This window comes from Actinomycetospora atypica (genome assembly GCF_042653685.1).
GTDB lineage: Bacteria > Actinomycetota > Actinomycetes > Mycobacteriales > Pseudonocardiaceae > Actinomycetospora > Actinomycetospora atypica.
This window is the reverse complement of sequence record NZ_JBHSIV010000009.1, coordinates 144,881-167,402: the sequence shown is the minus strand read 5'-3', so window position 1 is coordinate 167,402 and position 22,522 is coordinate 144,881. Positions and strand designations below refer to the sequence as shown.

Genomic DNA, 22,522 nt, shown 5'->3' with positions numbered 1-22,522 from the left:
TATTTCATCCAGCGCCGAAACGGACGAAACGGACAGCGTCGCGTACGACGAGGCCCCGACGGGTAGGCGGGCGACATGCGCGTCGTCATCGCCGGAGGCCACGGGAAGATCGCCCTGCTGCTCGCGGAGCAGCTCGCGGAGCGGGGGGACTCGCCCGTCGGACTCATCCGCAACCCCGACCACGCGGACGACGTCCGCGCCGCCGGGGCGGAGCCGGTCGAGGTCGACCTCGAGGGCACCACGCCCGACCGGCTGGCCGAGCACCTGGCCGGGGCCGACGCCGTCGTCTTCGCCGCGGGGGCGGGGCCGGACAGCGGGGCCGAGCGCAAGCGGACCGTCGACCGCGACGCCGCCCTGCTCCTCGCCGACGCCGCGATCGCCGCCGGGGTCCGGCGCTACCTGCTGGTGTCGTCGATGGGCGCGGACGGCCCGCCGTCGGAGACCGAGGACGACTCGGTGTGGGGCACCTACCTGCGCGCGAAGTCCGACGCCGAGAAGGGCGTCCTCGCGCGGAAGGGCGACCTCGACGCGACGGTGCTGCGCCCCGGCCGGCTGACCGACGAGCCGGCCACCGGCCGGGTCTCGCTGCAGGAGGACAAGGTCGGTCACGAGGAGGTGACCCGCGCCGACACGGCCCTGACGCTGATCGCCCTGCTCGACGCGCCGCAGACCGCGGGGCTCGTGCTCGAGCTGATCAACGGCACCGTGCCGCTGGGGACGGCGGTCGACGCGCTGGGCGGCGCCACGGGCCCGTCCGTGCACGGCGACGAGCTCGCCGGGGACCGCTAGCCCGCCGCGACGCCCCGCGCGATCAGCCCCGCGCGATCAGCCCGTCGCGATCAGCCCCTGGGCCAGCAGCCAGCGGCGGGCCACGTCACGCGGGTCGCGGCCGTCGACCTCCACCTCCCGCACCATCCCGCGCATCGCCGGCCCGTCGAGGCGCCGCGTGATCTCGCCGAGCAGCCCGGCCATCGCGGGGCGTCCCTCGAGGAGCCCGGTGCGCAGCAGCGGGGCGTAGCCGCGGGGTCCGGGCGGCGCCCCGGTGAGGGCCCCGCGGTCGTCGTCGAGCACCGCGAGCCCGAGGGCCGGGACACGGCCGGACGACCCGGGGACGATCCCCGCCGTGCAGCGGCCCGTAGCCACCCCGGCGAGGACGGCGGCCGTGTCCATCGGGAGCACGGTCGTCGTCCACGGGCCGTACGCGGCGAGGACCGCGCCCGTCCCCGGGGTGGCGGCCGTGCCGGGCACGGCCCGCGGGGGCGCGCACAGCGTCGTCGGGACGGGGGACGCCGCGAGACCCGACAGCGGGCCGGGCGTGCGGGCCACGACGACGTCGGTGTCTCCGAACGCGGTCGGAGGCAGCCAGGTGACGCCGCGCGCGGCGTCCCTGGCCCGGACCACCGCGAGGTCGGCGGGCGGGTCGGCGGGTTCGCCGTCGACCGTCGGCGAGCCATCCGGACCCAGGGTGCGCAACGAGGCCCACCCGGTGTCGACGTCGCTCTCCCCGACCTGGCGCACGTCGGCGCCCCCGACCTTGCCGCACTCGTCGGTGGCGTTCCCGCCGGCGGCCTGCACCGCCGCGATCGTCATCTGGCACAGCAGGCGCAGCGGTGTGCGGGGGCCGCCCCCGACGACGTAGCCCGCCCCGCGCAGGTCGGCGCGCCCGGCGAACAGGCCGCCGCTCGCGTCGGGCGAGCGCAGCGGGGTGGCGCCGCACCCGCCGAGCACCACGACCGCCAGCAGGACCAGCGGCACGACGACGGCCGGTACCGCCGGTGCCGGCGCGGTCGGCAGGAGTCGCACGCGGGCATCATCGCAACCCGGTCCGCGCCTATCCGGTGAGCCCCTGCTCGCGCAGGAAGGTGCGCGCGACGTCGTCGGGGGAGCGGCGGCCCACCGAGACGCGGGCGTTGAGCTCGCGCATCACCTGGTCGGTGAGCATGGGGGCGAGCCGCTCGGAGAGCAGGGCGAGGCGCGGGGCGCGGGTGAGTACGTCGGAGCGCACCGTGAGCGCGGCCTGGTAGGGCAGGAAGTAGTCGAGGTCGTCGGCGAGCGTGTTGATCCGCAGGGCGTTCAGGCGGCCGTCGGTCGCGAAGACCTCGCCGAAGCGGCACCGGCGCCCGTCCGCGACCGCCGGGTAGATCTCGTCGAGATCCAGGGTGAAGAGCGAGCCGGCGGGGATCTGGAAGCGGTAGGTGCGCAGGAGCCCGACGAGCCCGTCCTCGCGCCCGGTGAACTCCTGGTCGATGCACAGCGTCGCGTCGGGCGACCCCGAGGCGGCCAGGCGCGCGAGGTCGGAGATCGACCGGACCCCGAGCCGGTCGGCGGTGGCCGCGGCGACCCCGATCGCGTAGGTGTCGTCGAACGGGGCCGCGCGCAACCACGAGACGCCGTTCGCGGAATCGGCCGAGCGGACGGCCTCGAAGAGCTCCTCCGGGTCGGTGAGCTGGGACTCCTGGCGCAGGTAGGTCCGCCACGCGGTCCCGGTGTACTCCCAGTACATGTCGATGGCGCCCGTGGTGAGGGCGGACCGGACGTTCTCGGACCCCTTGGTGTCGCACCGGTCGACGACCGTGGCCCCCGCCGACTGCAGCAGCGCGATCGTCATGCGGCAGAGCAGGAGCTGTTCGGCGAACTCCTTCGAGCCGACGGTGAACGTCCGGCCCGTCAGGTCGACGTCACGGGCGAAGCTGCCGGGCGCCGTGGCCCGCGGCGCCGGGTCGCCCGAGCACCCGGCGAGCAGCACGGCGAGCACCACGGCGAGGGCGGCGGTGACGCGGGGACGGCGCATCTCGCTCCGGGGTCTCGACACGGGTGGTGGGGAGGTGCTCCGGAGCCGGAGCACCCGGGGATGGGAACGACGGCGGGGAGGCCCCGGAGGACCTCCCCGCCGTACCGCCCGCCCGGAGGCGGTGTGCCCTTAGGACTGACCGATCAGACCCTGCTGCTGGAGCCACTGCTGGGCCACCTGCGCCGGGTCCTGACCCTGCGAGGAGATCTGGCCGTTGAGGCTCAGCATGGTGTTGTAGTCCAGGCGCTTGGCGATCTCGTTCGAGACCTGGACGACCTGCGGGGCCCGCTGCGCGACGTCACCACGGATGGTGTTCGACGCGTTGTAGATCGGGAAGAAGTTCTTGTCGTCGGGCAGCGCGACCAGGTTCAGACCCGGGATGCGGCCGTCGGTGGTGAACACCTCGCCGAACTTGCAGGGGTTGCCGTTGGCGGTCGCCTGGTAGACGACGCCGGTGTCGAGCGTGGTGACGGCCGGCGGCGAGCTGTACGGCTTGGTGACGCCGTACGTGCGCAGCAGGTTGGGGAGGCCGTCGTCGCGCCCGGCGAACTCGGGCTCCACGCAGAGCGTGGCGTTCGGGTTGCCGGAGTTGATGAAGTTCGCCCAGTCCGTCGTGGTGCGGATGTTGTTCTGGTCCGCGAACGTCTTGGTGGTGGCGATCGCGTACGTGTTGTTGAACGGCGTCGGGTCCGTCCACACGATGTTGTTCTGCTGCTTGTCGAGGTCCCGCGTGGCGACGTACTGCGCCTGCGAGTCCTTGATGACCTCGGACTGCTTGAGGTCGGTGATCCAGCCGGTGCCGGTGTAGGACCAGTACATGTCGACCTGGCCGCTGACCAGGGCGGCCCGCGCGGCGGCGGAACCCTGGATGCCGCAGCGGTCGTTGACCGTCGCGCCGACCGACTGCAGGGCCGCGACCTGTGCCTTGCACAGGAACAGCTGCTCGTCGAAGTCCTTGCCGCCGACCGTGAAGGTCTGGCCGGCGAGGTTGATCCCGCTGGCGGCGAGGCTGCCACCGGTGGCGGCCGGCTGGCCGCTGCCCGAGAGGCCTCCACAGCCCGCAGCGAGGAGGGCGGTGGCGGCCAGCGTCACGGCGCCGGCCTTCCACCCGCGCAGGCGGCTCGTGCCGCCCGGAGTCTTCCACTGCACTGGTCGTGTCTCCTTCTCTAGTGAGGCCCCGGTGTGGGGACTCGTGGGGGTTCTTCGGTGACCGCTCCGGGGCGACGGGGTCGCCGTCGGCCCGGATGCCGCGGGAGCGGCGGTCAGCCCGACCGGGCGACGATGGCCCGCTCGGCGACGCCGGCCAGCCAGTCGATGAGGAGGGCGAGGGCGGCGATGATGGCACCGCTGACGAACAGCAGGTTGATGCGGTTGAGCCGCAGCGCCTGCTGGACGAGCTCGCCGAGCCCGCCGGCACCGATGTAGGTGGCCAGGGTGGCCGTGCCGACGTTGAGGACGAGCGCCACGCGCAGCCCGGCCACGATGACCGGGACGGCGAGGGGGATCTCGACGCTGAACAGGGTCTGGCGCGAGGACATCCCCATGCCCCGGGCCGCCTCGATCAGCGACTGGTCGACCTGCGCGAGGCCGACCACGGTGTTGCGCAGCACCGGGAGCAGCGCCGCGAGGGTCAGGCCGATCACCGCGCTGCGGACGCCGAACTCCCAGAAGCCCAGGAGCAGCAGGACGCCGAAGGGCGGCAGGGCCTGGGCGAACCCGCCCAGGGCGAGCACGAAGCCCTGGATGCGCCGGGCCTTCGGACGGCTCAGCAGGATGCCCACGGGCACCGCGATGACCAGGACGAGGACCGTGGAGTACAGCGTCAGCAGCAGGTGCTGGCCGAGCTGCCCGAACACGTTGGCGGGCTCCAGGGCCCGCTGCTCGATCGTGTCGAGGGTCCGGCTGCCGACGTAGACCAGCATGACGATGAGCAGGATGACGACGATGACCGGCGCGACCAGCAGGTCGTAGTTCGCCTTGATCGTGCCGACGATCCCGCCGCCACTGCTCTTCGCGGCCTTCTGGGCCGGGGTGGGGACCCCCGGCTGGATGTCGACCGCGGTCACGCGCCACGCTCCCGCGTCTTGAGTCCCGCCACCAGGTCGTTCCAGTGGAGGACACCCTGGGGCAGGCCCTGCTCGTCGACGACGGCGACCAGCGAGACCGCGCCGTCGAGCATGACGTCCACCGCGTCGTACACCGTGCCCGACAGCGGGACGGTCACCAGCGTGATGCCGGCGGCGTCGCGGTCGGGGAGGTGGCGCCAGGACACCGGGCGGCCCGACCCGTCGACCTCGGCGACCGGGGTGCCGTTGCGGTTGCCCACGGCGGCGGCGTCGGTCTCGATCGGGTGCAGCTCGAGGCGGGAGAGCTCGAGCAGGGAGAGCCGGCGGACCGCCGCGCCGCCGCCGACGAAGTCGGACACGAAGTCGTCGGCCGGGGTGGTGAGCACGCGGTCGGGGGCCTCGTACTGGTGCAGCTTGCCGCCGGTGCCGAAGACGGCGATCCGGTCGCCGAGCTTCACGGCCTCCTGCAGGTCGTGGGTGACGAAGCAGATCGTCTTGCCCACGGTGCGCTGGATCTCGAGGAACTCGTCCTGGAGGCGGTCACGCGTGATGGGGTCGATGGCGCCGAACGGCTCGTCCATGAGCATGACGGGCGGGTCGGCCGCGAGGGCCCGGGCGACGCCGACGCGCTGCTGCTGACCGCCGGAGAGCTGGCGCGGGTAGCGGTCGCGGTACATGGACGGCTCGAGCCCGACCAGGTGGAGCAGCTCGTCGGCCCGCTCCTTGATCTTGTTCTTGTCCCAGCCCAGCATCTTCGGGACGACGCCGATGTTGTCGGAGATCGAGAAGTGCGGGAACAGGCCGCCCTGCTGGATGACGTAGCCGATCTTGCGGCGGAGCTGGTCGCCGTTGACGTCGGTGACGTCGTCGCCGTCGAGGATGATGCGGCCGGACGTCGGCTCGATCAGGCGGTTCATCATCTTGAGGGTCGTCGTCTTGCCGCAGCCCGAGGGGCCGATCAGCATGACGATCTCGCCCTTGGGGATCGTCATGTCGAGGCGTTCCACCGCGGGGGACTCCGAGCCCGGGTAGAGCTTCTCGACAGCTTCCAGGACGATCATGTTCTCGGTCTCAGACACGGATGCCCCTCGGGATGGTCAGGCGCTGCACGATGGCGAAGATGATCTCGAAGACGGCGGCCACCACGAGGCACATGAACGTGCCGATGAGGACCTGGGGGAAGGCGTTCGCCGCGCCGATGCGGGTGATGCCGGTGAGCAGCAGCTTGCCGAGGCCCGGTCCCTGCACGATGGAGGCGACCACCGCGATCGAGATCGAGATCAGGGTGGTGACCCGGATGCCGTTGAGGATGACGGGCCAGGCCAGCGGGAGCTGGATCGTCAGGAGCCGGCGGAGGCGGCCGTAGCCGAGCCCGCGGGCGGACTCGAGGATCGCGCGGTCGACCGAGGTCAGGCCGGCGACCGTGTTCCGCAGGACGGTGTAGAGCGTGTACACGGTCAGCACGATGATCGCCGTCGTCTCGCCCAGCCCGGTGATGGGCAGGAAGAGCACGAAGAGCGCCAGGGACGGCACCGTCAGCACCGCGGCGGTGACGAGCAGGGCGCCCTCGCGGACACCGGTGGCCCACCAGTCGAAGCTGAACCTCCTCGGGTTCGGCTCGCCGGTGGAGACGACGAGGCCGATCACGATGCTGATGACCGAGCCGGCGAACACGCAGTAGAAGACGAACAGGGCGTGCTGCAGGGTCAGTGCTTGAATCTGTTCGGAATTCGCGGCGAAGTACTGGAAGACGTTCACGACACTCCTTCCTTTCTGCTCGGAGGTGCGGTGGGTGGGCGGGCGGGAGTGGCGGCCGGGGGGTTGGGGGGGCGACGCTGCCGGGGTGGCCGGGACGGTGGTCCGGTGGCCGGGGGCGACGTCGGCCCGGTGCCCCAGCCGAGGGCGGCCGACAGGTCCCCGGCCGCGCGGAGGGCGCCGGTGCTGACCTCGGCGAGGACGGGGTCGATCCGGGAGTCGGGGCCCGAGACGGTCACGGCGGCGACGATGGCGCCGGCCGCGTCGCGGACGGGCGCGCCCACCGACTCCAGGCCCCGGTCCATCTCGTGGCGCGCGAGCGACCAGCCCCGCGCGCGGTCCTCGCCGATCCGGACGACGAGCTCGTCGAGCGAGCGCGGGGCGCCCGGCCCGTTCTGCGCGAGGCCCTCGGGGACCATCAGCCGGGCGACCGCCGGGGTGTCGAGGTCGAAGAGCAGGGCCCGGCCGCCGGCGGTGCACGACAGCGGCACGGTGCGCCCCACCCAGCCGACCGCGCGCAGCTCGCTCTCGGGCGCCGCGGTGCTGACCGTCATCGCCGACCCGCCGCTGCGGACGCAGACCTCGACGCGCTCGCCGAGCAGGGCGGCCTCGCGCTCGACGAGGGCGTCGGCCTCGTCGCGCAGGCGGCGGCCGACCGAGCGCACGCCCAGCGAGAACAGCCGGGTCCCGATGCGGTAGCGCAGCGTCCCGGACTCGCGCTCGACGAAGCCCGCGTCCGCGAGCAGGCGGAGCAGCCGGGACACCTGCGACTTGTCGCGCCCGAGGGTCCGGGCGATCTCCACGACGCCGAACGACGTGGGCGCCTCGGGGCCCCCGACGACGCCGAGCCCGCGCGACTCCGGGTCGCCCAGCAGCTCGAGGATCGCGAGGGCCCGGTGGACCTGTCCGCCGGCGTCGGTCGCGGCGCGGGCGGGGACGGGCTCGACGGGGGAGACGCCGTCGGGATCCGAGCGTCGCGAGGCCCGCGGACTCATCGATTCCCCCTCCCGGCGCCCTGACGCCGGGAGCGTGAGGGACAACGACCGTTGCCATCTGTGCAACGGCTTGGAGGAGATTAAGCGGGTGGCCACCCGGTTGTCACCCAGAAGTTGGTGCTCGCAGGTCGTTTCCCGACCTGATGCCGGGGCCGACCGTGGTGACGGTGCGTCGGCCGGGGGCACCGGACGTCGGCAGATGCCCTGCTCAGGGCCCTGTGGCGCCGGACGAGTGAACGGTCCGGGGGCAGCACATCACCGTGCGTGAGTTCCTGAGAAAAGCCCGAGAGGGCAGGTCCCGGAGCGCCCCACGCCCCCGACGGTTGCAGGAATCGGGGGTCGTGAGGGTGGCTCAGCGCTCGCCGGAGGGCAGCGCGTCCGAGCGGTCGAGGCCCCAGAGCGTGAGCAGGCGGGCCTCCAGACGGTCGAGCTCCCCGGAGACCGCGAGGTGGGCGCGACGACGCCGGGCCGCCGGCATCTGCTCCGCGGAGCGCACCGCCGCCTCGAGGTCGGAGAGGCGCTCGCGGGCGTCCTGGGCGAACGACCGGACGTCGTTGTCGTCGCCCCGGCGGTTCGCGAGCTCGCGCACGGAGTTCGCGAGGTTGTGCGTGCGGGCGTAGAGCGCCGTGCCGCGCCCCGAGAACGAGGTCAGCTCGCCGGGCGCGACGCCGAGGCGCCGGGCGCGGACGTCGTCGATGCGCGCCCGCGCGGCGCCGACCGCCTGGTAGACGATGGGGGCCGCCACGGGCACGACGATCCGGGCGATCCCGAGGTAGCGCTTGACCTTCATGCCGGTCATCGGGTCGCTGACGCCCTTGTCCTCGGCCTCGGCCTCGGCCAGCCGCTCGGCGGTCCTCGAGGCCGCCCGGTCGGCCTTGGCCGCCTTCGCGATCTGCTTCTCGGCCTTCGCGGCCTGCTTCGCCGCCTTGCGGCTGTAGATGACCACACCCCCGCCACCGTCGGTGCCGTCCGTGCCGTCGCCGAGCTCGAGGGTGTACTTGTTCCGGCGTGCCATGGGGCCTCCCCGCTCCTCCCCGGGAACCCGGGACGTCTCTGGGGGGCCTGGTTCCCCTCCGGGGCCGGACCCTAACGGGGCCCGTCCGGGTGTGGGCGGGAGTACGGACGCGCCGCGACGTCTCCCGGTGGCTGTCGGGGGGTCGTGGGACGCTCTTGCCATGAGCAGCGCACAACCGGTCGACGGGTCGGTGCCGGCCCGGCCCGAGCGCGCCGGGTCGGCCGGCACGCTGCTGCTCGACGCCGCCGTCACCACGCGCTGCCGGCGCCGGGTCCACCTGGAGCACGATCCGACGGCCGGGCGCGCCGCGGGCGCCACGGAGGTCGAGGGGGCCCGGCAGGCGGTCCTGCCCGAGCCCGATCCCGGGGTGGAGATGCGGGTGGCCGACGCGGCGGAGCACCGGGCGGCGCTGCACGCCCGGTTCGCCGACCTGCTCGGGGCGGCCTACCGGCGGGTGCCCGACGGTGCGCGGACCGAGCGGGTCGAGGCCACGCTTGCGCTGCTCGCCGACCCGGAGCTGTCGGCGGTCGGGGCCGCCGAGCTCCCGCCCGGCGACGGGCGCCGCGGGCACGCCGAACTGCTGGTCCGGGGCGCCGGCGGCTGGTACCCGGTGATCGTCGTCCGGCACCGCGTGACCGACCCGGGCACGGGCGCGCTCACCTCCCCGCTCGGCCGCCCGCACCCCGACGCGGCCGCCCCCGACGCCGACCGGAAGGTCCGGGCCGTCGCGCGCGACGTGCTCCGGCTGGCCCACCTGCACCGGATGCTCCACGCCGCCGGGCTCGCGGCCGCCCGGGCCTGGGGCGGCGTCGTCGGGCTCGACGCCGACTGCGTGGTCTGGACCGACCTCGCCGCCGCGCGGGGCGACGAGGCGGGCCGCAGCCCGCTGGAGACCTACGACCGGCGGTTCGCCGACCGGCTGGCCGTCGCCCGCACGGCGCAGGAGGGCGGCCCGGCCCTGGCCGAGCCCTCCCGGATCACCGAGTGCCGGCGCTGCCCGTGGTGGCCGGTGTGCGAGGCGGCGCTGCGGCGCACCGACGACGTCAGCCTGGTGGTCCGCGGGGAGGACGCGCTGCGCCTGCGGGGCCGCGGCGTGACCACCGTGCGGGCGCTCGCGGCGCTCGACCCGCGCCAGGGCCTGCCCGACGCGGGCGAGGACGCCGTCGCCGAGCCGGGGGAGCTGTCGGTCGACCTGCGCGAGGCCGTGGCGCTCGCGCGGGCCTGGCGGGCCGACGTGCCGCTGGTGCGGCGAATCGCGCGGCCCGACGTGCCGCGGGGCGCCGTCGAGGTCGACGTCGACATGGAGAGCCTCGGCGAGGACGGCGCCTACCTGTGGGGGGTCCTGCTCTCCGGCGCCGACATCGGGCTCGAGCACGGCTACCGGGGCTTCGCGACGTGGGACCCGGTGCCGACCCGCGACGAGGCGCGTTCATTCGCCGCGTTCTGGACCTGGCTCTCCGACGTGCGTCGACGCGCCGCGCAGCAGGGTCTGTCGTTCCGCTCCTACTGCTACAACGAGCAGGCGGAGAACCGCTGGCTGCGCGGATCGGTGCAGCGCTTCGCCAGCGAGCCGGGGATGCCCGACGCCGCGGAGGTCGAGGCCTTCATCGCCTCCGACGAGTGGATCGACCTCTTCCCGGCCGTCAGCACGTCGTTCCTCTGTCCGCACGGCAAGGGGCTCAAGCGGGTCGCCCCGTCGGCGGGCTTCGCGTGGCGCGACCCGGAGGCCGGCGGCGAGAACTCCATGCGCTGGTACCGCCGCGCGGTGGGGCTCGACGGCGACGAGCCCGAGCCCGCGATGCGCGACCGGCTGCTGGTCTACAACGAGGACGACGTGCGGGCCACCCACGCCCTGCGGACGTGGATGACCTCGGACGCCGTCCTGGAGGTGCCGCACCTGGACGACCTGCGTCCGGGCCCGGCCGACACCCTGGAGCTCAGCGGGGCTGCATCCGCAGCGCCCCGTCGAAGCGGATGACCTCGCCATTGAGGTAGTCGTGCTCGACGATCATCGCGACCAGCTGGGCGTACTCGTCGGGCCGGCCGAGCCGCTGCGGGAAGGGCACGCCCTCGGCGAGCTTCGCGCGGAACGACTCCTCGACCCCCGCGAGCATCGGGGTGTCGATGATGCCGGGCGCGACGGTCATGACCCGGATGCCGTACTGGGCGAGGTCGCGGGCCGCGGGCACCGTCATGCCGACCACGCCGCCCTTGGAGGCGGCGTAGGCGATCTGGCCGATCTGGCCCTCGAAGGCGGCCACCGACGCGGTGTTGACCACGACGCCCCGGGCGCCGTCGTCGAGCGGTTCGGTCTGCGCGATCGCGGCCGACGCCAGGCGCATGACGTTGAAGGTGCCGACCAGGTTGACGCCCACGACCTGGTTGAACACGGCCAGGTCGTGCGGGCCCTTCTTGCCGAGCAGGCGCCCGGCGGTCCCGATCCCGGCGCAGTTCACCGCGATCCGCAGCGGCAGCCCGGTCCCGACGGCGGCCTCGACCGCCGCCTGGACCTGGTCGCCGTCGGTCACGTCGGCCGGGATGTAGTCGACGCGCTCGAGCTTCTCGGCCGTGTCGATCGCCTTCGGCAGGTCGATCGCGATGACGTGCGCCCCGTCGGCGGCGAGCCGGCGGACGGCCGCCCCGCCGAGGCCCGACGCCCCTCCGGTGACGATCGCGGCGACGTCGGTCGTGTCCATGGGGGATGCGCTCCTCGTGTCGGTGTCGGCCCGGGCGCGGAGGTCCTCCACCGGTCGCCGCGCCCGGGCAGTCAGCGGTGACTGTCCCAGGGCGGGCGATCGGGCCGGGCCACGACGGGGCACACGTCACACGACCGGGCGGTCAGCGGGTGATGCCGAACTGCCAGTCGTCGAGGTAGCGCGAGACGAACCCGGCCTCGCAGTAGGCCAGGTAGAAGTCCCACATCCGGACGAAGGTCTCGTCGAACCCGAGCGCCCGGACCTCCGGCTCGCGGGCGAGGAACGTGTCGCGCCAGCGGTGCAGCGTCTCGCCGTAGTCCGGCCCGAGGGAGCGGCGGTCGTCGACGTGCATCGTGGTGTGGCGGGCGAGGGTCTGCTCGATCGCCTCGACGCTGGGGATGATGCCGCCCGGGAAGATGTACTTGTGGATCCAGGTGTACGACGCCTTCGTCGCCTGCATCCGGTGGTGGGGCATCGTGATGGCCTGCAGCCCGAACCGCCCGCCCGGCGCGAGGAGCCGGTCCACCGTGCGGAAGTACTCCGGCCAGTAGCGCTCGCCGACGGCCTCGATCATCTCGATCGAGATGATCGAGTCGTACTCGCCGACCGCGTCCCGGTAGTCGCGGACGTCGATCGTGATGCGGTCGGAGACCCCGGCCCGCTCGGCGCGCTCGCGGGCCAGCTCGGCCTGCTCGATCGAGAGCGTGAGCGTGGTGACCCGGGCTCCGCGCCGGGCCGCGCGGATGGCGGCCTCGCCCCAGCCGGTGCCGATCTCGAGGACGCGCGAGCCCTCCCGGACCCCGGCGAGGTCGAGGATCCCGTCGACCTTGCGGTGCTGGGCCGTGGTCAACGACTCCGCGTGCTGCCCCTCGGCGTCGACCGGCCCGGAGAACCAGGCCGCCGAGTACATCATCGACGGGTCGAGGAAGAGCTGGAACAGGTCGTTCGACAGGTCGTAGTGCCGGTGGACGTTCTCCTGCGAGACCACCGCGTCCTCCGCCCGCTCCTCGTGCGGCTGCCCGCGGTCGTACAGGCGCCGCAGCTTGCGGAGCGGCCGCGGGACGAGGTCCTCGATGTGGTCGGTGAAGCACCGCAGCACGCCGACGAGGTCGTCGGAGTCCCAGTCGCCGACCATCCAGCCCTCGCCCAGCCCGATGAGGCCCTCGGTCCCGAGCCGGGTGAAGCAGGCCTCGGGACGGATGAGCCGCATGTCCGGGCTCGTCGCGTCGCCGCCGCCCTCGGTCGTGCCGTCCGGCCACACGAGCCGCATCGGCATCCGCCGGACGGCGGCCCGGAGCAGGCCGCGGGCGATCGTCATGCGGAGTCGGTTCTCGCCCGGGTCCTGCAGCCCCGGCCACACCCCCTCCGCGGGACGAGGGACGACACGCTCCGCGCGGAGGGGTGTCTGCTCGGGGGGCGGCATGGTGGACGACACGGTCGGGTCCTCTCGACGTGAAGACGTGGCTGGTGACGGGCGTCCGTCGGCAGCACCTTCGCGACAGCCGCACTGATCGTTCGATCGATCGCGCGCGACCGGACGGGTGCGGCGGGGATCTCGTCCCCCGACGGCCGTGCGCGCGGTCGGTTACCGTGCGGCGACCGGGACCCGGACGGGTGATCCGTCCGGGTTCGTGACACCGCCCGGCGGAGGGGACGACGGTGACGGACGCGGACGACGAGCTCGCGCGACTCGACGCCGACCTGGCCGCGGGCCGGGTCGACGCCACGGCCTACCGCCGTCGGCGGGACGTCCTCCTGGCCCGGCGCCGCGAGGAGCAGGCGGCCACCCCGGTCGGGGGGACGACGACGCCGGCCGCCGAGCCGCCGGTCGTGCCGGCGGCGGAGCAGGTGGCAGAGGTCACGGCGGCGGCCGCCCCGCAGGCGCCTACTGCACACCCGGCGCCGACCCCGGAGCCGGCGCCGACCCCGGAGCCGGAGCCCGCGTCGCCGCCCGAGCCGGCCCCGTTCCCGACGACCGCGTCGGCCCCGACCGCGTCCGCCGCACCGCCCGACCCCCTCCCGGCACCGGACCCCACGCCGGTCACCGAGGCCCTGCCGGTCCAGCCCCCGCCGGTCCGGCCCCCGCCCGTCCGGTCGGTCGCCGACCCCTTCCCCCCGCCCTTCCGCTGGGACGACCCCGCGCCGACCGGGTCCGCCGAGGTCGAGGCCGAGGTCACACAGGTCGTCCCCGACGCGCCCGACGCCACGCAGGTCGTCCCGCGAGCGCCCGTGCCGTCGTCGTTCCACCCGCCGTCGTTCGGGATGCCGCCCGAGCGCACCCAGGTGGTGCCCGGCGCCCTCGCCGGCCGCCGGCCCTCCCCGCCCGTCCCGGCCGCGCACACCGTCCCGCCGTGGACCGAGCGGGAGCGGCCGTCGTCGGGGATCGCCGGCTCCGACGTGTTCCTGGGCCGGCGACGCGACCTCTCCTCGACCCTCGGGACCGTCGCGGTCGTCGTCGTGGTGCTGCTGGTCCTCGTGCTGTCGTTCACCCTCGGCTGAGGCGGTCTACGCTCCGGCGCCGTGGCGACGCTCGTGACCTTTCACGCCCATCCCGACGACGAGTGCATCGCCTGCGGAGGCGTCATGCGCGCCGCGGCCGACGCCGGACACCGGGTCGTGCTCGTGATCGCCACGGGCGGTGAGCTCGGCGAGGTCCTCGCGGACCCGCTCGCGCCCGGCGAGACGCTCGCCGAGCGCCGGTACGCCGAGACCCTCGAGTCGGCCCGCATCCTCGGGGCCGCCCGCACGGAGTTCCTCGGCTACCTCGACTCGGGGATGGTCGACACTCCCACCAACACCGCCGACGGCGCGTTCGCCGCCGCCGACGTCGACGAGGCCGCCGAGCGACTCGCGGTGATCCTGCGCGAGGAGGACGCCGACGTCCTGACGATCTACGACGAGCGCGGCGGCTACGGCCACCCCGACCACGTGCAGGTCCACCACGTCGGCGCCCGCGCGGCCGAGGTCGCCGGCACGCCGCGGGTCTACGAGGCGACCACCAACCGCGACGAGATGCGCCGCCTGCTCTCCCTCGCCCGCGAGATGGGCATGGGCGACGGGGACGGTCCGTCCGAGCGCGACATCGAGTCGATGGGGACGCCGCAGGAGCGGCTGACCACGCGGGTCGACGTCACCGGGTGGCTCGACGCGAAGCGGGCCGCGATGCGGGCCCACGCCAGCCAGATCACGCCCGAGTCCTTCTTCCTCGCCCTTCCCGACGAGGCCTTCGCCGCGGTCTTCGGGACGGAGTGGTTCCGGCGGGTCGGCGAGCCCGAGGGCGGGCCGTCCTTCACGACGACGCTGTTCGCCTGACGCCCGTACCGTCGGGACCATGAGCTGGTTCGGTAGCGACAAGCGCACGATGGTCGACCCGTCCGACGCCCTCCCCGGCCGGTCGAGGCCCCTGCCGACCCTCGAGCGCCACCTCGTGTCCGGGCGCCCGATCAAGCCGCCGTTCCCGGAGGGCCTGCAGACCGCGGTCTTCGGCATGGGCTGCTTCTGGGGCGCCGAGCGGCTGTTCTGGAACACGCCCGGCGTGTGGACCACCGCCGTCGGCTACACGGGCGGCTACACGCCGAACCCCACCTACGAGGAGACCTGCACCAACCGCACCGGGCACGCCGAGGTGGTGCTCGTGGTGTTCGACCCGAGCGTGGTCACCTACGAGCAGCTGCTGACGCTGTTCTGGGAGGAGCACGACCCCACGCAGCGGATGCGCCAGGGCAACGACGTCGGCACCACGTACCGCTCGGCGATCTACTACGCCGACGAGACGCAGCGGGCGCAGGCCGAGGCCTCGCGCGACGCGTTCCAGCAGGCGCTGACCGCGGCTCGGAAGGGTGCGATCACCACCGAGATCGCCCCGCTCGGGGCCTTCTACTACGCCGAGGACTACCACCAGCAGTACCTGTACCGGGTGCCGAACGGCTACTGCAGTATGACCGGCACCGGGGTCTCCTGCCCCACCGGACTGGGAGTCCCCGCCGAGCAGCAGTGAGCCGTCGGCCCTCCCCGTCGCTCCGCTCGCCCTGACACACTCCGGCGCCATGGAGATCACTGTGGAGGCGGAGGGCCGGCGCCTCGCCGCCACGTACCTGCGGGCCGACGACGAGTCGCTCGCCGGCGCGGGCGGCCGACCGTGCGTCGTCATGGCGCACGGCTTCGGCGCCACCCGCGACTCCGGTCTGCTCCCGTTCGCCGAGGCCTTCACCACGGCCGGTGCCGACGTCCTGCTCGTCGACTACCGCGGCTTCGGCGACTCCGAGGGCGAGCCGCGCCGCATGGTCGACCACCGGGTCCACCGGCGCGACTACCACGCGGCCGTGGCCCGGGCCCGGCTCCTCGACGGCGTGGACCCCGAGCGGATCGTGCTCTGGGGCTCGTCGTACGCGGGCGGGCACGTGGTCGCGGTGGCCGCCGAAGACCCCCGGATCGCCGGCGTGATCTCGCAGGGCGCGGCGATGGACGGGCGGGGCGCCCTCGTCGAGATCCTCCGCTACGCCGGGCCGTGGCAGCTGCTGAAGGTCTCCGCGCACGCGCTGCTCGACGCCGTGGGCCACGCGCTCGGCCGGCCCGACCACCGCGTCGCGATCTACGGCCCGCCCGGGTCGGTCGCCGCCATCACCGCGCCCGACGCCGCGCCCGGCTACGGCGCGATCATCGGGCCGTCGTTCATCAACGACATGCCGGCGCGGGGCATCCTCACGATCCCGTTCAACCGCCCGGTCACGGCCGCCCCGCGCGTGCGGTGCCCGATGCTGTTCGTCGTCGCGGCGTCCGACTCGATCGCCCCTCCGGCCGCCGTCCGCCGCGCCGCGGTCACCGCGGGCGGGCCCGTGGAGACGCTCGAGATCGACTGCGGGCACTTCGACATCTATCTCGGCGAGCCGTTCGCGACGTCGATCGAGCGCCAGATCGGGTTCCTCCGTTCGCTCTAGGACACCCATCCGAGTGGTCCCCGAGCCGGGCCGAAACACTTCCGCGACCCCAGCGATATCCCCGTCATCAGCGAGCCGCCCGGCCCGCACTTCTCGGGGGAGAACAGCCATGGGACGCCACGTCACCGCCAGCCAGCCCGCCGTCGTCATCCCCGCCCCGCGGGTCTCGCCGGAGCGCACGCCGGTCGTCCCGGAGCCCCGCGGCTGGCGCGCCCGCCGGACCGCCCGCGCCGAGGCCGCCGCCGCGCAGGCCCAGGCCGTGCAGGTCGCCCACGCCCAGCGCCGCGCCCGCCAGGTCGCCCTCGCCTCGATGATCGACGCCTGACCCGACGATCGAGCGTGGCGCCTGCCTGACGCCCAGCGTCAGCGATGTGCCATCGCTGCCACCGGCTCGGCCGGCCCCGGCACCGAGGATGGCGCCTGACTGACACTCGATGTCAGCGATGTGCCATCGCTGCCACGCAGGCCCCCACGAGGGCCGGAGGATCAGCCCTCCAGCACGTACCCGCGGCCCCGGATCGTCCGGATGCGCTCCGCGCCCAGCTTGCGGCGCAGGTAGCCGATGTAGACCTCGACGATGTTCGAGGTCGGCGGACCGCCCCAGACCCGCGTGACGAGCTCGTCCTGCGACATCGCCTGACCCCGCGGGTGGCGGATGAGCGCGTCGACCACCGCGTACTCGGTCCGCGAGAGACTGACCGGCTTGTTCTCGACGAACACCTGCTCGAGCGCCGTGTCGACCATCACCTCGCCCCGCCGCAGGTAGAGCTGCGCGGTCGGCCGGTCGTCGCCGAGACGCAGGCGCAGCCGGGCGAGCAGCTCCTCCATGGGGAACGGGGTGACGAGGTAGTCGTCGTGGCTCGCGCGCAGCGTGGAGACCGTCCGGTCGCGCGCCTCGGCCGAGGTCAGGGCGATGACCGGCGTGCGCGGGCTCTCGCGGTGGAGGTCGGCGAGGACCTCGACCGGGCGCAGGCCGCTCATCTCGACGTCGAGGACGACGGCGCGGGCGCCGCCGGCCCGGGCCGCGGCACCGACGCTCCAGCTCTCCCGCAGGAGTTGCGGTTCGAAGCCGTTGGACCGCAACGCACCGACGAGCACGCTCGTTGTGCGGTGGGGAGGAGCCACACACAGCACGCGGCCCCGCTCCGCGTCCGCATAACGATTGGGTTGCATCGCGGACCACAGTGCCGTGCGCCGAGCGCGAGTTCAATCGCCCGGCGCCGAACGGCTACGTGGCGTGGGCGACTAACGGCTTCCTGAGAGCGATCACCGGCGAGTGTCGCAAACACTGCTCCGGTCGGAGCAGTACTCCTGCTGTTCGGCGCGTCCGGGCGTCCCGCGAGCGGCACTGCTGCCCCCGTGCTCTCAGATCACGGTCCGGTGAACGGGGTCGCTCCTAGCGTTCCGGCTCGCTCCCCCCACACGGCGGCGACGTCCGGGCTCCCCCGGCCGAACACCCCGAGCTCCGGCCGACCGGACGCCGCCTCCGCACCCGGGCCGCGCTCCCCACGGCCCGGGACCGAGATCGTCAGGAGGTCGTTCGCCCATGCCCCGACGTGGACGACATCGCACCCGGCTCCCACTCCGTCTGATCGCCGCGGTCGCGGCCCTCCTGGTCGGCGGCACCGCCGTCGTCCTGGGCGGGTCCGCACTCGCGGAGGACAACGGCGGGGGCTCCGGAGGCAGCAGCATCCTCTCCGCGCTCACCGGCTCGTCGAGCGAGGACTCCGGAGACGGCCAGGACGACGAGTCCGGAGACGGCAAGGACTCCGACTCCGACTCCGGCTCGTCCGACGGCCAGGAGGACGGGTCCGGTGACGGCCGGGAGGACGGGTCCGGCAAGGACTCGAAGGACGGCGAGGACGACCGGAAGGACGCCAAGTCCGGCGGCACCGGTCACGACGGCGACGGCAACCCCGACGGGGGCAAGGACCAGAGCCCCGACGAGGCCAAGAAGAAGGCCGACCAGAAGAAGGACGACCCCTTCCCCGGCCGCGACAAGGCGCAGGCGGCCGGCGCCGAGTCCTACGTGAACATCCGCGACGTCGAGAAGAACGGCAACATCGGCGAGGGCGGCGTGTTCTCGAAGGGCAGCTACTCCGTCGACTGCGGGGTCAGCGACCACAACAACTCCGACAACTACATGGCCGCGCCGGGCAAGCGGAACGGCGCCCAGCACGTCCACGACTACGTGGGCAACACGTCGACCAACGGCAACTCGAGCGACGACTCGCTGGAGGCCGCGGGGACCTCGTGCAGGAACGGCGACAAGAGCACCTTCTTCTGGCCGGTCCTGCGCGACCTCAACGGCACCGGCGACGACGTCGGCCGGGACGGCGGGAGCCTCGACGGCAACGTCGGGAGGATCCTGACCCCGAAGAAGGCCCAGCTGACCTTCCGGGGCCACGGCGACCAGAAGATCGAGCCGCTGCCCGCCCACCTCATGATGATCATGGGCAACGCGAAGGCCAAGGCGCAGGACGGCAAGAACGCCAACGCCAAGTACACCTGCACGGGCTTCGAGGACCGGGTCACCGACCAGTACCCGATCTGCCCGCGCGGTTCGAACCTGGTCCGGCTGCTCGACTACCCGAGCTGCTGGGACGGCCAGAACCTCGAGTCGAAGGACCTGCGTTCGCACATGGCCTTCGCCGACGAGCGCGGCAACTGCGAGGAGGGCTTCACGCCCGTCCCCGCCCTGCGGATCACGCTGACCTACGACCAGCCGGCCGGGCGGTCGTTCGCGATCGACTCGTTCCCGGACAACCAGCACGATCCGAGCACCGACCACTCCGACTACGAGAACTTCGCCACCGAGGCGCAGAACTCCGCCGGGGCGGACTGCATCAACGCGAACAAGACCTGCATCAACGTGTAGGTCCGCTCCACCGCACGGTCGCGCCCCGTGCCCCGACGACATACGGTCGGGGCACGGGGCGCGCGTGCGTCCCACGGGAGTCCGGGAGACGGGCTGAGAGGGGACCTGGCCGCGAGGCGGCAACGGTCCCGACCGTTCGAACCTGATCCGGATCATGCCGGCGCAGGGAACCAGGAGGTCGCCGTATGGCCGTGTCCGCATCCGAGCGCGACGAGGTCGCCCCCACCCTCGACGGGCCGGTCCCGCGCAGCCTGGGCTTCCTCGACCAGGGCGCCTTCTGGGCCAACCTCGGGGTCAGCCTGCTCGGCTTCGCCGGGGTGCTCGCCGTGCTCCAGCCGGCGGGGGCACCCCCGCTGACCGTGGCCGCCGCGGTCGTCGCGACGGTGGTGGGCACCGCGATCGGCAGCGCGATGGTGGGTCTCTCGGCGATCCCGGGGGCGCGCACCGGGGCGCCCGCGATGGTGGTGCTGCGCGACCTGTTCGGCGGGGTCCTCTCGTGGATCCCGTCGGTGCTCAACGTGGTGCAGCTGATCGGCTGGGGCACCTTCGAGCTCGTCGTCATCGCCCAGGCCGGGACGCTCGCCCTCGGCGGGCCGACGTGGGCGTGGGTCGTCGGCGCCGGCGTCGTGACGACGCTGCTGACCCTCCGGCCGCTGGGCATGCTCCGGCTGCTGCGCCGGGTGGTGACGATCCTGGTCGCGATCTCGGTGGCCTACCTCGCGTGGTGGCTGTTCACCCGCCCGACCGGGGCGGACCTCGGCGACCGCGGGTCGTGGTCGGGCTTCTGGGCGGGGACCGACGCGGCGATCGCCGTGGCCGTCTCGTGGATCCCCGTGGCGTCGGACTACTCGCGGCACTCGAAGCGGGTCTCGACCGCCTTCACCTCGGCGACGATCGGGTACGGCGTCACCCAGGTCCTCTGCTTCGTCGTCGGGCTCGCCGCCCTGTCGCTGGTGGGCGGGGACGGGGACGCGGTGTTCGCCCCGATGCTCGCCGCGCCGCTCGGGGTCCTCGCCCTGCTGGTCCTGACGGTGCGGGAGACCGACCAGTCGTTCGCGAACGTCTACTCGACGGCGGTCTCCGCGCAGAACCTCGTGCCGCGAGCCGACCGGCGGGTGCTCAGCCTGGCGATCGGCGCGCTGATCACGGTGCTCGCGCTCGGCGTGACGATCGACGACTACGCGGTGTTCCTGGCCGTGATCGGGTCGGTGTTCGTGCCGCTGCTGGGCGTCGGGGTCGGGGAGGCGCTCGTGGCGCACCGCCGCGGCCGCGCGATGGACCTCTCGCGGTGGGCGCCGTCGCGCCCGCTCATGGTGCTGGCCTGGGTGGTCGGCCTCGTCGTCTACCAGCTGATCAACCCCGGCGGGGCGCCCGTGTGGTCGGACGCCTGGAGCGCGCTGCGCGAGGCGATCGGGTTCGCCCCGCCGTCCTGGCTCTCGGCCTCGCTGACCTCGTTCCTCGTGGCGGGACTCGTCGCGGCGGCCTTCGCGGCCCTCGAGCCGCGCCGGAGCGCTCCGCGTGCTTCGACCGCCGCGGGGGCGGCTACTCCGTAGGCAGTCGACGGAGGAGGCACGACCCCGCATGAAGTACCGCACGCTGTGCCGCACCGGCATCAAGGTCAGCCCCTACTGCCTGGGCGCCATGATGTTCGGCGCCTGGGGCAACACCGACCACGACGACTCGATCCGGATCATCCACACGGCGCTCGACGCCGGGATCAACTTCGTCGACACCGCCGACGTCTACGCCCAGGGCGAGTCGGAGGAGATCGTCGGGAAGGCCCTGAAGGACCGTCGCGACGACGTCGTGCTCGCCACGAAGGTGCACGGCGGCATGGGCGAGGACCCGAACCGGGCCGGCAACTCGCGGCGCTGGATCGTCGCCGAGGTCGAGAACTCGCTGCGGCGCCTGCAGACCGACCACATCGACCTGTACCAGATCCACCGGCCCGACCCGTCGGTCGACGTCGAGGAGACGCTGTCGGCGCTCACCGACCTCGTCCGGTCGGGCAAGGTCCGGGCGATCGGCTGCTCGACGTTCCCCGCCTCGGAGATCGTCGAGTCGCAGTGGATCTCCGAGCGGCGGGGCCTCGAGCGGTTCCGCACCGAGCAGCCGCCGTACTCGATCGTCAACCGCGGCATCGAGCGCGAGGTGCTGCCGGTCTGCGAGCGCTACGGGATGGGCACGCTCGTGTGGAGCCCGCTGGGCATGGGCCTGCTGACCGGGCGCTACCGCAAGGGCCAGGAGACCGACTCGAAGCGGATGTCGTTCGCCGCGGGCCGCCTGACCAACGAGCGCAAGCTCGACGTCGTCGAGGAGCTGGTCCCGCTCGCCGAGAAGGCGGGGCTGTCGATGACCCATCTGGCGATGGCGTTCGCCGTGGCCCACCCGGGCGTGACCAGCGCGATCATCGGCCCGCGCACCGCCGAGCAGCTCGACGACCTGCTCGCGGGCGCCGAGGTCACGCTCGACGACGAGGTCCTCGACCGGATCGACGAGATCGTCCCGCCGGGCACCGACGTCGACCCAGGCGACGTGTCCTACGCGCCGCCCGCCATCGAGCACGCGGGGCTCCGTCGCCGCCCCGCCGGGGAGCGTTCGGCCGCCTGACGGCCCGGCCGTCAGCCGAACGTGCTCGCGGTGCGGTACAACCATCCCGTACCCATCGGGGAGGATCGGACCGTGAACTACCCGCAGCGTTCCTGGGACGACGGCGACGTCGAGGTCGTGGCGAAGCGCCTGTGGGCGGGCGGGGTCGCCACGGCCCTCGTCGCCGCGGGGATCGCCTTCGTCGGGGTCCTCATCATCAACAGCATCTTCGAGGTCGGCATCCAGACCGCGGGTCGCTCGGGCGCCCTGGTCGACGACGCCTCGACGGTCATCCCGGTGGCCGCGGCGATCGCGGCGCTGGCGAGCACGGCGCTGCTGCACCTGCTGCTGCTGACCACGCCGCGGCCCGCGTCGTTCTTCTCGGCGATCGCGGTGCTCGTGATCGTCGTGCTGATCCTGCAGGTGTTCCTCGCGGAGGGCTCGATCTCGGCGCACATCGCCACCGGGATCCTCTACGCCGCTATCGGCATCGCGATCGTCTCCATGCTCTCGGGGGTGTCGGCGACCTCGGTCCGGCCGGCCCAGCGCGGCGGCTGGGGCGGCCAGGAGGGCCGGTACGACGCCCAGTACGGCGGCTACGAGCCGCAGCCGCCGTACCCGCCGCAGCCCGGACCGCAGGCCCCGTACGGCCGTCCGGACGATCGCACGCAGCGTTACGACCCGCGGGGTCAGCGCGACCAATGGCGCTGATGTCAACCCCGCAGAGGTCACGAATCGTGATCGCGAGTGCACACTCCGCCGCCTAATCAAGCGATCGTGAGGCTCATCGCTGAGATACG

Annotated in this window: 22 protein-coding genes and 1 riboswitch; of the genes, 11 read left to right on the top strand and 11 right to left on the bottom strand. The window is 73.6% G+C overall.

Features of this window, described 5'->3' with window-relative positions; translation table 11 throughout:
* Positions 1 to 75: 75 nt before the first annotated feature.
* Positions 76 to 789: an NAD(P)H-binding protein gene (locus ACFPBZ_RS11315; RefSeq protein ID WP_378036143.1), complete on the top strand. Its 714-nt coding sequence runs from the start codon at positions 76 to 78 to the stop codon at positions 787 to 789.
* A 36-nt stretch (positions 790 to 825) separates the two neighbouring features.
* On the opposite strand, the gene ACFPBZ_RS11310 is transcribed toward ACFPBZ_RS11315, so the two are convergent.
* The 8 genes from ACFPBZ_RS11310 to ACFPBZ_RS11275 all read right to left on the bottom strand — a co-directional run bounded on the left by ACFPBZ_RS11310 (position 826) and on the right by ACFPBZ_RS11275 (position 8,622).
* Positions 826 to 1,803, bottom strand: a complete 978-nt coding sequence (locus ACFPBZ_RS11310) for a glycine betaine ABC transporter substrate-binding protein (RefSeq protein ID WP_378036142.1) — start codon at positions 1,801 to 1,803, stop codon at positions 826 to 828.
* A gap of 28 nt (positions 1,804 to 1,831) precedes the next feature.
* Complete coding sequence (locus ACFPBZ_RS11305) at positions 1,832 to 2,791, bottom strand: glycine betaine ABC transporter substrate-binding protein (protein ID WP_378036141.1); 960 nt, start codon at positions 2,789 to 2,791, stop codon at positions 1,832 to 1,834.
* Between the two features lie 129 nt (positions 2,792 to 2,920).
* On the bottom strand, positions 2,921 to 3,940 hold the full coding sequence (locus ACFPBZ_RS11300) for a glycine betaine ABC transporter substrate-binding protein (protein ID WP_378036140.1): 1,020 nt from the start codon (positions 3,938 to 3,940) through the stop codon (positions 2,921 to 2,923).
* A 113-nt stretch (positions 3,941 to 4,053) separates the two neighbouring features.
* The gene (locus ACFPBZ_RS11295; protein WP_378036139.1) at positions 4,054 to 4,857 is read right to left on the bottom strand and encodes an ABC transporter permease; all 804 of its coding nucleotides are present in this window, start codon (positions 4,855 to 4,857) and stop codon (positions 4,054 to 4,056) included.
* Positions 4,854 to 5,918 carry an ABC transporter ATP-binding protein gene (locus ACFPBZ_RS11290; RefSeq protein ID WP_378036170.1) on the bottom strand — a complete coding sequence of 355 codons (1,065 nt, stop codon included), beginning with the start codon at positions 5,916 to 5,918 and terminating at the stop codon, positions 4,854 to 4,856. Before ACFPBZ_RS11290 ends, ACFPBZ_RS11295 begins: the two co-directional genes overlap by 4 nt.
* Positions 5,919 to 5,928: 10 nt before the next feature.
* Positions 5,929 to 6,615 carry an ABC transporter permease gene (locus ACFPBZ_RS11285; RefSeq protein WP_378036138.1) on the bottom strand — a complete coding sequence of 229 codons (687 nt, stop codon included), beginning with the start codon at positions 6,613 to 6,615 and terminating at the stop codon, positions 5,929 to 5,931.
* Positions 6,612 to 7,607 (bottom strand): IclR family transcriptional regulator, encoded by a 996-nt coding sequence (locus tag ACFPBZ_RS11280; protein ID WP_378036137.1) that lies wholly within the window; start codon positions 7,605 to 7,607, stop codon positions 6,612 to 6,614. The genes ACFPBZ_RS11285 and ACFPBZ_RS11280 overlap by 4 nt, the downstream gene beginning before the upstream one ends.
* 352 nt (positions 7,608 to 7,959) lie before the next feature.
* Positions 7,960 to 8,622, bottom strand: coding sequence for a DUF6474 family protein (locus ACFPBZ_RS11275; protein WP_378036136.1), 663 nt, complete (start codon positions 8,620 to 8,622; stop codon positions 7,960 to 7,962).
* A gap of 160 nt (positions 8,623 to 8,782) precedes the next feature.
* Between ACFPBZ_RS11275 and ACFPBZ_RS11270 the strand changes: the two genes are divergently transcribed.
* A complete protein-coding gene (locus tag ACFPBZ_RS11270) occupies positions 8,783 to 10,600 on the top strand; it encodes a TM0106 family RecB-like putative nuclease (protein WP_378036135.1) in 1,818 nt (605 codons plus the stop codon).
* Here the strand turns inward: ACFPBZ_RS11270 and ACFPBZ_RS11265 are convergent.
* Together ACFPBZ_RS11265 and ACFPBZ_RS11260 are read right to left on the bottom strand one after the other, a co-directional pair.
* Positions 10,560 to 11,318, bottom strand: coding sequence for an SDR family NAD(P)-dependent oxidoreductase (locus tag ACFPBZ_RS11265; protein ID WP_378036134.1), 759 nt, complete (start codon positions 11,316 to 11,318; stop codon positions 10,560 to 10,562). The genes ACFPBZ_RS11270 and ACFPBZ_RS11265 overlap by 41 nt on opposite strands.
* A gap of 142 nt (positions 11,319 to 11,460) precedes the next feature.
* Complete coding sequence (locus tag ACFPBZ_RS11260; protein WP_378036169.1) at positions 11,461 to 12,741, bottom strand: class I SAM-dependent methyltransferase; 1,281 nt, start codon at positions 12,739 to 12,741, stop codon at positions 11,461 to 11,463.
* 236 nt (positions 12,742 to 12,977) lie between these two features.
* Between ACFPBZ_RS11260 and ACFPBZ_RS11255 the strand changes: the two genes are divergently transcribed.
* From ACFPBZ_RS11255 to ACFPBZ_RS11235, 5 genes are all read left to right on the top strand, one after another.
* The gene (locus tag ACFPBZ_RS11255; RefSeq protein WP_378036133.1) at positions 12,978 to 13,817 is read left to right on the top strand and encodes a hypothetical protein; all 840 of its coding nucleotides are present in this window, start codon (positions 12,978 to 12,980) and stop codon (positions 13,815 to 13,817) included.
* A gap of 21 nt (positions 13,818 to 13,838) precedes the next feature.
* Positions 13,839 to 14,630: a PIG-L deacetylase family protein gene (locus tag ACFPBZ_RS11250; protein ID WP_378036132.1), complete on the top strand. Its 792-nt coding sequence runs from the start codon at positions 13,839 to 13,841 to the stop codon at positions 14,628 to 14,630.
* 19 nt (positions 14,631 to 14,649) lie between these two features.
* A complete protein-coding gene (gene msrA, locus ACFPBZ_RS11245; protein ID WP_378036131.1) occupies positions 14,650 to 15,315 on the top strand; it encodes a peptide-methionine (S)-S-oxide reductase MsrA in 666 nt (221 codons plus the stop codon).
* A gap of 49 nt (positions 15,316 to 15,364) precedes the next feature.
* Positions 15,365 to 16,255: an alpha/beta hydrolase gene (locus ACFPBZ_RS11240; protein ID WP_378036130.1), complete on the top strand. Its 891-nt coding sequence runs from the start codon at positions 15,365 to 15,367 to the stop codon at positions 16,253 to 16,255.
* Between the two features lie 109 nt (positions 16,256 to 16,364).
* A complete protein-coding gene (locus tag ACFPBZ_RS11235) occupies positions 16,365 to 16,580 on the top strand; it encodes a hypothetical protein (RefSeq protein WP_378036129.1) in 216 nt (71 codons plus the stop codon).
* A gap of 161 nt (positions 16,581 to 16,741) precedes the next feature.
* Here the strand turns inward: ACFPBZ_RS11235 and ACFPBZ_RS11230 are convergent, their stop codons facing one another.
* Entirely contained in the window at positions 16,742 to 17,353 is a 612-nt protein-coding gene (locus tag ACFPBZ_RS11230; RefSeq protein ID WP_331628612.1) for a response regulator transcription factor, read from the bottom strand.
* 448 nt (positions 17,354 to 17,801) lie between these two features.
* Here ACFPBZ_RS11230 and ACFPBZ_RS11225 point away from each other — a divergent pair, with 448 nt between their 5' ends.
* From ACFPBZ_RS11225 to ACFPBZ_RS11210, 4 genes are all read left to right on the top strand, one after another.
* Positions 17,802 to 19,133, top strand: a complete 1,332-nt coding sequence (locus ACFPBZ_RS11225; RefSeq protein ID WP_378036128.1) for a DUF1996 domain-containing protein — start codon at positions 17,802 to 17,804, stop codon at positions 19,131 to 19,133.
* 73 nt (positions 19,134 to 19,206) lie between these two features.
* Positions 19,207 to 19,302, top strand: a riboswitch (TPP riboswitch).
* Between the two features lie 16 nt (positions 19,303 to 19,318).
* Positions 19,319 to 20,686 carry a purine-cytosine permease family protein gene (locus ACFPBZ_RS11220; protein WP_378036127.1) on the top strand — a complete coding sequence of 456 codons (1,368 nt, stop codon included), beginning with the start codon at positions 19,319 to 19,321 and terminating at the stop codon, positions 20,684 to 20,686.
* 28 nt (positions 20,687 to 20,714) lie between these two features.
* Positions 20,715 to 21,743, top strand: a complete 1,029-nt coding sequence (locus ACFPBZ_RS11215) for an aldo/keto reductase (protein ID WP_378036126.1) — start codon at positions 20,715 to 20,717, stop codon at positions 21,741 to 21,743.
* Positions 21,744 to 21,815: 72 nt separating this feature from the next.
* Positions 21,816 to 22,433: a hypothetical protein gene (locus ACFPBZ_RS11210; protein WP_378036125.1), complete on the top strand. Its 618-nt coding sequence runs from the start codon at positions 21,816 to 21,818 to the stop codon at positions 22,431 to 22,433.
* Positions 22,434 to 22,522: the final 89 nt, after the last annotated feature.